Source organism: Pollutimonas bauzanensis (genome assembly GCF_040393045.1).
Classification (GTDB): Bacteria; Pseudomonadota; Gammaproteobacteria; order Burkholderiales; family Burkholderiaceae_B; genus Pollutimonas; species Pollutimonas bauzanensis_A.
Genome location: NZ_JBEBUX010000174.1, coordinates 1 through 7,375, shown reverse-complemented (window position 1 = coordinate 7,375; position 7,375 = coordinate 1). Strand labels below are relative to the sequence as shown.

General features: G+C 56.3%; 8 protein-coding genes and 1 pseudogene. 6 read left to right on the top strand and 3 right to left on the bottom strand.

The features are described 5' to 3' along the window. Positions 1-92: 92 nt before the first annotated feature. Positions 93-191 (bottom strand): annotated as a pseudogene (locus tag ABWO67_RS18395) (IS5/IS1182 family transposase); the annotation flags it as partial. Positions 192-255: 64 nt separating this feature from the next. Then, positions 256-1,038, bottom strand: a complete 783-nt coding sequence (locus tag ABWO67_RS18390; protein ID WP_353154485.1) for a DeoR/GlpR family DNA-binding transcription regulator — start codon at positions 1,036-1,038, stop codon at positions 256-258. A gap of 147 nt (positions 1,039-1,185) precedes the next feature. Here ABWO67_RS18390 and ABWO67_RS18385 point away from each other — a divergent pair, with 147 nt between their 5' ends. Genes ABWO67_RS18385 through ABWO67_RS18360 form a run of 6 tightly spaced genes read left to right on the top strand, consistent with a single transcriptional unit; the run spans position 1,186 to position 6,811 of the window. Then, positions 1,186-1,872: an HAD family hydrolase gene (locus tag ABWO67_RS18385; protein ID WP_353154482.1), complete on the top strand. Its 687-nt coding sequence runs from the start codon at positions 1,186-1,188 to the stop codon at positions 1,870-1,872. Positions 1,873-1,897: 25 nt separating this feature from the next. Then, positions 1,898-3,010 carry an ABC transporter ATP-binding protein gene (locus tag ABWO67_RS18380; RefSeq protein ID WP_353154479.1) on the top strand — a complete coding sequence of 371 codons (1,113 nt, stop codon included), beginning with the start codon at positions 1,898-1,900 and terminating at the stop codon, positions 3,008-3,010. 9 nt (positions 3,011-3,019) lie between these two features. After that, entirely contained in the window at positions 3,020-3,892 is an 873-nt protein-coding gene (locus ABWO67_RS18375) for a carbohydrate ABC transporter permease (protein ID WP_353154476.1), read from the top strand. Further along, a complete protein-coding gene (locus ABWO67_RS18370) occupies positions 3,889-4,731 on the top strand; it encodes a carbohydrate ABC transporter permease (RefSeq protein WP_353154473.1) in 843 nt (280 codons plus the stop codon). Before ABWO67_RS18375 ends, ABWO67_RS18370 begins: the two co-directional genes overlap by 4 nt. A gap of 10 nt (positions 4,732-4,741) precedes the next feature. Further along, positions 4,742-6,004: an ABC transporter substrate-binding protein gene (locus ABWO67_RS18365; RefSeq protein ID WP_353154470.1), complete on the top strand. Its 1,263-nt coding sequence runs from the start codon at positions 4,742-4,744 to the stop codon at positions 6,002-6,004. 12 nt (positions 6,005-6,016) lie between these two features. Next, positions 6,017-6,811: a phosphodiesterase gene (locus ABWO67_RS18360; RefSeq protein ID WP_353154467.1), complete on the top strand. Its 795-nt coding sequence runs from the start codon at positions 6,017-6,019 to the stop codon at positions 6,809-6,811. A 325-nt stretch (positions 6,812-7,136) separates the two neighbouring features. On the opposite strand, the gene ABWO67_RS18355 is transcribed toward ABWO67_RS18360, so the two are convergent. Then, the coding region (locus ABWO67_RS18355; protein WP_353154464.1) for a hypothetical protein at positions 7,137-7,375 on the bottom strand (239 nt) is incomplete at its 5' end.

The following is a 7,375-nucleotide window of genomic DNA, read 5'->3' as shown; positions in this document are numbered from 1 at the left end:
AAGCCGCCCGCCTGGGTGTTCGTCGCGGCATGGTCTTGTCGCTACCCGATTGAGGCTTGCCTAACCCGGCATGGCGACGGCCTTCGAGGTGCCCACGGAACCACCTTATCCATTTCGGCCGGGAACACTTCGCGCTGCGTTTGCTTGCGCTTGACTGCGTACTCGGCGTCGGAAAAACTCAGCTGCTTCATCGCGCTTCCATCATTTCTGTTCGACTCGTTCGACTATATCCTGACGAACTTGTTCAGAATTTCCCTAAGGCGCGACGACGATATCAACGCCCTGGGATTCGATCGCTGCGAGTATCTCCGTATTGGAGGCCGCATCGGTAATTAGCCTCTGTACCTTGCTCCACGAAGATATTCGGAAACTGGCAAATGCGTGCAGCTTGGTGTGGTCGGCCACGACGGTGATGCGGCTTGCCGCGGCGATGAAAGCACGGTTCATGGCGGCATCCGCATTGTCGCGCATATAGATGCCACTTTCGGACACAGCATGCACGCCGAGAAACGCCTCGCGTATCTGGATGTCTGGAAAGTGGTCGCGATCGGGCCGTTCGATGGTGGCCTGTTTACGTATATCAAGCCTTCCGGGCAACACGTACACGTGAGCCCGGACGCTTTGTCCTACGGCCGTGGCTACAGTCAGGCCATTGGTGATGACATGCAGGTCCTGATGACCCCGTAGCGCCTGCGCGAGCGCATGCGTGGTTGTGCCGGCATTGACGAGAATGCTGTCGCCGTCCGAAATATACTGGGCGGCGCATTCGGCAATTGCGGATTTTTCTAGCGACTGCTGATGATGGCGCTCGATGTAGTTATACATTTCATAGCGCGCACTACCTTCTGCCAGGACTTCCTGAGTAGCCACGGCACCGCCGTGCGTGCGCTCAAGCAATCCCCGCTCTCCAAGCTCAAGCAGATCCCGCCGTATGGTGATGGGAGAAGTGGAAAATTCGGCAGCCAGGCCCCGCACAGTAACCGCGCTGGCTTGCTGCATCAGGGCCAGGATGCGTTGTTGTCGTTCTGCTTTAAGCATAGTTCTAGATGCCGATAAAAAAGTACCGCGTGGGAAGTAAAAGCACACATTAGCATAGCAAAAACGATCACATACGATCGTTTTATGAGCGCAGCGTGCCCAATAGTGTTCACTTTTATGTCACATTCGATCAATAGAATGCGTGGCATGAACAGTCAAACCCACCCTAAAACAGTCATCTTCGATCTAGATGGAACATTGCTGGATACATGGCCCGGCCTGTATGCAGCCGTTCTCGCCTTCGACTCCACTGGGCAAAGCCGACTTGACCCGGGCGCGCTGAGGCTGCGGCTGAGCGACGGCATTGGCTCCATGTTGTCGCTTGCGCTGACGCAGTTAAACCGGAATGGAGCAGAAGCGCATCGTGATTACCGCCTGCTCTCCGAAACCTATGAGAACGATTGGCTATATGCAGCGACGCCCTTTGAAGGCAGCCAGGCCATGCTGCACGAGCTTCACACGGCGGGTTATCGACTCGGCCTGTGTACGAACCGCGACCCTGGCACCACCAAGGCTCTGCTCGGCCATTTTGGATGGAACGACTACTTCGCTGCCAAGGTATGCCTGGGCGATGAAAAAAATGCCAAGCCCCATGCGGATCCTTTACTCAAAACCCTGTCTATGCTGGGCTGTGCGCCGGCTGATGCCTTGTTTGTTGGCGATTCTCATATTGATGCCTCTTGCGCAGCGAACGCAAACGTGCCGTTTGCCGCGCATTTGGGCGGCTATCACGCACATCGGAATGAGCTGGATCCTTGTGTGGTGGCCTTCTCTCACTTCCGCGACCTCGCCGGCTGGATTGGCCAGCCTCGCCCTGCCTTAACGGAGTCATGACATGACCGATATCGAACTCTCTGATGTGACGAAAACCTATGGTGCGACGACCGTGCTGGATAAGCTCTCGTTGACCATCAAGAAAGGCGAATTCCTGACCTTGCTGGGCGCTTCCGGCTGCGGGAAGTCGACGCTGCTCAAGCTGCTGGCTGGCCTCGAACTGCCCGATACCGGCGAAATCCGGAAAGGCGCAGTGAATCTGCTCGCGCAGACGCCCGCCGAACGCGACTGTGCCATGGTGTTTCAATCGTATGCGCTCTATCCGCACATGACCGTAGGCGACAATATCTGCACGCCGCTTTACATGGGCACGATGAGTTTCACGCAACGCCTGCCGGGCGCTCGCTGGTTCAGCCGTGGCGCGCGTAGTCATGTGCGCGCAGCGCACGAGCAAGGTCGCAAGATCGCCGAAATCCTCGGCATTGAGCACTTATGGTCACGCAAGCCCGCCGCGCTGTCCGGCGGTCAACGGCAGCGCGTGGCCCTGGCCAGGGCCATGGTTCGACGCCCTTCCCTCTTCCTGTTTGATGAACCATTGTCCAATCTGGATGCCAACCTGCGGCAATCGCTGCGCGCGGAGATCCGGCAACTGCACGACGAGCTGGGCGTCACATTTGTGTACGTGACTCATGACCAGCACGAAGCCATGTCAATGTCTGATCGTATTGCCGTCATGAAAGGCGGCCGTATCCTTCAGCTTGGCACGCCGACCAACATTTATGATGAGCCGCAGCACCGCGACGTGGCGGCGTTTGTCGGCGCGCCGCGCATCAACTTCCTGCCGGTTGCACGCGACGGCAATGACAGGCCGACCATACAAGGACAGCCCCTGGGGCAATTGCTTCCGGCAGCGGTGGCGGAGGTGGGCTTTCGGCCACACGCCGCCAGCCTGAAGCGGCTCCCGGACGCGCTCAAGGTGAGCGGTCGCATCCTTCTGATGGAGTACACCGGCGCCGAACGCATCGTCACCATGGTGACGCCCGAGGACGACAAGATCACCCTGGTCATCGACGACGGGCCAGGGCTGCGGGTAGGCGAAAACCTGAGCATCTTTGTGCCCATGGAACAGTGCCATGCCTTTGACGCCAGCGGACTCAGGCTGGTACCGCTATGCGCCGCCTTTTCTTGCGCCGCGTAGGAGAAAGGGATGCGTATTAAACGTAACCAGCTCGCGCTGCTGCTTGGCCCCAGCCTGGTGCTGACACTCCTGCTGCTGGTCGTGCCGTTGATCATCGTCGCCGTGATGTCGCTTACCGACTGGCAATTTGGCGCCAGCGCCTGGAGTTGGATCGGCCTGGAGAACTATGCAGAACTCTGGCAAGACGACACCTTCCAGAAATCGTTCACGAATACGGTGTATTACCTGGTTCTGGTATCGGTCGGCTCTATCGCCATCGGACTCGGCGCCGCCCTTCTGATCGAGTCGAATTCTTCGTTGCGGGGCTTCTATCGCACCGCTTACTTCATGCCGGTAGCGTCCACCCTGATCGCCATGGCGGTAGTGTGGCAGTTCCTGATGCATCCCAGTGCCGGCTTCATCAACCAAGTGATTGGCTGGTTTGGCATCGCGCCCCAGAACTGGCTAAAGGATTACGACTTGGCGCTGGAATCGCTTGCCGTGATCGGTATCTGGCAAATGTCAGGCCTTGCCATGGTCATGTTCATGGCTGGGCTGAAGAACATCCCGACAGAACTACGCCAAGCCAGCCTGCTGGACGGCATGACCAATCCGGTAGACCGCCTGTTCCGGCTTATTTTGCCGTTGCTTGGCCCCACCACCCTTTTTGTGGTCACCGTGTGCGCCATCCGTTCTCTTCAAGTATTTGACACAGTCCATGTACTGACCAGCGGCGGACCAAACAAGGCAACCGAAGTATTGCTGCACTCAATTTACAACGAAGGCTTCGCTTTCTTCCGCATGGGATATGCCTCAGCCATGACGGTGATCTTTGTGGCCTGCATTTTCGTGTTGACCCTCGTCCAGCAGGCGGGCATGGAAAAAAGGACGCATTACGCATGAACTCGCCAATCCAACCTTCCCTGGCCTGGCGCATCGCGCGTCATGCCATCCTGATGACAGGCGCAATCATTTACCTGTTTCCCTTTATCTGGATGCTGTCGACTTCGCTCAAGCCGGCGGACGAAATTTTCATGAGCGGCTTTCATCTGCTGCCGCAGAAATGGGCCGCAGTGGAAAACTACACGACGGCACTCACCCAGGTTCCGCTGCTGCGCTATCTGCTCAATGGCATAGTCGTATGCGCGGGCATCCTCATCCTGCAGGTACTGGTTGCCTTGCCGGCCGCTTATGTGTTTGCCAAGATCGAGTTCCGCGGCAAGCCCCTGGCATGGGGCTTGGTAATGCTTTCGCTCATGATCCCGTTTCAAGCAACGGCAATCCCGCTGTACATCCTGCTTTATCACGCAGGCCTGCTGGACACGACAGCCGCGCTGATCATCCCGTTCATTGCGTCGGCGTTCGGCATCTTTCTTATGCGCCAATTTTTCCGCGGTGTACCAAACGATCTCATCCATGCTGCACGCCTGGACGGCATGAGCGAGTTCGAACTGGTGTGGCGCATCCTCATGCCGGCGGCCATGCCGGCACTTATCGCCTTTTCCATTTTCTCGGTCGTTTGGCACTGGAATGATTATTTCTGGCCATTGCTGGTGATCAACACGATGGAGCTGGCAACCCCGCCCCTGGGCACGATGTTTTTCATGAATGAAGAGGCAGGCACGAACTATGGCCCCCTCATGGCAGGCACAGTCATCATCACACTGCCTCTGCTGCTGTTTTTCCTGGTGGCGCAAAAGCGCTTTATTGAAGGTGTAACCCTTACGGGTGTTAAAGGTTGAAGGACCAAGCATGAAACGTTTTATTATTTCTGGCCTCCTGGCCGGGCTTACTCTGACCAGCGGCATGGCTGCTGCAGCGAAAATTGAGTTGATCGTCGATTATCCGTACCCGGATGTATTCAATTCGGTACATGAAGAGCTGGCCAAACGCTTCTCGGAAAAATTTCCTGACTATTCCGTAAAATTTCGCGCCCCGACAACTGAATATGAGGCCGCCGCCCAACAGGCGTTACGCCACGCCGTAACCAATCAGCTGGCGGACGTCTCGTTCCAGGGCCTGAACCGGCAACGCGTGTTCGTGGACCGCGGCATCGCCGTGGATCTCACGCCATTCATCAAGACCGAGCAAGATTGGGAAAAGCGCGGTTATAGCGAATCGCTAATGTCGCTGGGTCACGTCAATGGCATTCAGTCCGGCATTGGCTTCTCGCTCTCGACGCCGATTGTCTACTACAACGCCGACCTGATCACTAAAGCCGGCGCCAACACGGACAAGTTGCCCACGACCTGGGACGAAATCATTGCTCTGGCCGATAAATCCCGGTCGGCCAATCCCGATACCAAGGGCTTGCATTATGACTGGGAAATTACCGGCAACTGGCTGTGGCAGTCCATGGTGTTCTCCAAGGGCGGAAAAATGCTGGACGATGCAGAAAAAAAGGTCGCTTTCGATAACGCCATCGGGCAGGAATCGATTGCCCAAATGGGCCGCATGGTCGAGAACGGCACCATGGAGAACTATAACTACAACGAAGCAGCGCAACTGTTCGTAAGCGGCAAGATGGCGGTGTTTTCGTCCTCCACCTCGCGTCTGTCCGGCCTCGAAAAACAGATCGGCGATCGCTTCAAATTGGTGACAGGCTTCTTCCCGATTTATGGCGAAAACGGCCGGGTACCGGCAGGCGGCAACGTGGCCATGATGTTTGCCAAGGACCCTGCGCGTCAGAAGGCTGCATGGGAATATATCAAGTTCGTGACAGGGCCTGAAGGCGCGGTCGTCATGACGAAAAACACCGGCTACTTCCCAGCCAATATGCTGCCGATTGAAGACCCCAATGGTTTGAAGGGCTTCTACGACAAGAACCCCAACCAGTACACCGCTGTAAAGCAACTGCCCTGGTTGACTGGCTGGTATGCCTTCCCCGGTGAAAACGGTTTGAAAATTACCGATGTGATTCTCGACAACCTGCAAACGGTGTTCGACAAATCAGTCCAGCCACAAGCTGCGCTGCAGAACATGTCCAAGGAAGTTCAGAAGCTTCTGGATCGCTAAGGAAAGCACGGCATGAAATTTATACATTTAACGGATACGCACCTGGTAGCAGGCGGCGGCGAGCTGTATGGCAGCAACCCGAAAAAACGCCTGCAACAAGCCGTAGCGCATTTGATGGCGCATCAACCTGACGCCGAGGCACTGGTGATTACGGGCGACCTGACGCACCAAGGCCAGGCAGACGCCTACGCCCAGTTGCGCGAGGTGCTGTCTTCGGTGACCAAGCCCCTATACCTTATTCCCGGCAACCACGATCATCGGGACACGCTCAAAGCGTATTTTCCATCTACTGAGTGCGATAAAAACGGGTTCATCCAGTACACGAAGGATTTCGGCGACTACCTCGCCATCTTCCTGGACACAAATGAGCCTGGAGTACCGTGGGGCGTATTCTGCGACATGCGCGGCGCTTGGCTGCGTGAACAGCTTGAAGCCTCGATCAAGCCGGTAATGCTATTTATGCACCATCCGTTCTTCCCGATCGGAATCCACAGCATGGACGCCATTTCATTGCGCGAGACGGCGGCGTTCCGGGCTGCAATCGCGGGGTTTGAATCCCGGATCCGTCAGGTTTTTTTCGGCCATATTCATCGTCCTATCACGGGCTCGTACCAGGGCATGCCTTTCTTTACCCTGAAAGGCACCAACCACCAGGTGGCGCTGGAGTTACACGCCGATGCCGATGAAGGGATCCCCGGACGTCAGGAAGCCCCGCAATATGCAGTCGTACAGCTAACCGCGGAGCAAGTCCTCATACACATCGAAGACTTCCTCGAAGACAGTCCGCGTTTCACGCTGAAGGGTTGACAACGCATATGCGCCATCTCTCCAGGTAAGGAAGGGTTTCATGGGATCAGGATAGTCGCCGTTGAACTCTGCGATGCCGGTGTGGTGTCCACTATCGTGGACACCACACCGGCATCGATAGCGTATCGGCGCTGCACCCACTGCGCTATGACTCAAACAAAATTATTATCGGTAATTGACTGAAAAGGTCGATGCCAAAAGCTCCCCGGGCACTGCGATAACAGAGTTCGCTTCGGTCGGCATTTATGAATACCAGAGCGGTTTTATATCGCGCCACAAACTGGTCTGCCGACGCTTCGGTGATGGCATCTATGTGTATGTCTTCTCAGGGCATACGCCGCATCGTCCGTATCGATGTCTGAGCCATCAGCCCTGCTTTGCCCTGGCTGATAGGCGCCGCCGCGGGCGTTTGCATTGCCGTGGTGGCATGACTGGACGCAGGGTTGGGTTGCGTTTTCGTCGATAAAAATCGCAGCTTCGTCGAAAAACTCAACAACACCTTGTCGATGAACGATACAAACTGGTCATTCTGGTGAAACAGACAGACTGGCCAAGGGTGTTGCG

Bases quoted from the DNA above. Each gene is read 5' to 3' on its own strand.
- ABWO67_RS18370 (WP_353154473.1), top strand. From the start codon at position 3,889: ATGAACTCGCCAATCCAACCTTCCCTGGCCTGGCGCATCGCGCGTCAT.
- ABWO67_RS18385 (WP_353154482.1), top strand. From the start codon at position 1,186: ATGAACAGTCAAACCCACCCTAAAACAGTCATCTTCGATCTAGATGGA.
- ABWO67_RS18360 (WP_353154467.1), top strand. From the start codon at position 6,017: ATGAAATTTATACATTTAACGGATACGCACCTGGTAGCAGGCGGCGGC.
- ABWO67_RS18390 (WP_353154485.1), bottom strand. From the start codon at position 1,038: ATGCTTAAAGCAGAACGACAACAACGCATCCTGGCCCTGATGCAGCAA.
- ABWO67_RS18365 (WP_353154470.1), top strand. From the start codon at position 4,742: ATGAAACGTTTTATTATTTCTGGCCTCCTGGCCGGGCTTACTCTGACC.
- ABWO67_RS18375 (WP_353154476.1), top strand. From the start codon at position 3,020: ATGCGTATTAAACGTAACCAGCTCGCGCTGCTGCTTGGCCCCAGCCTG.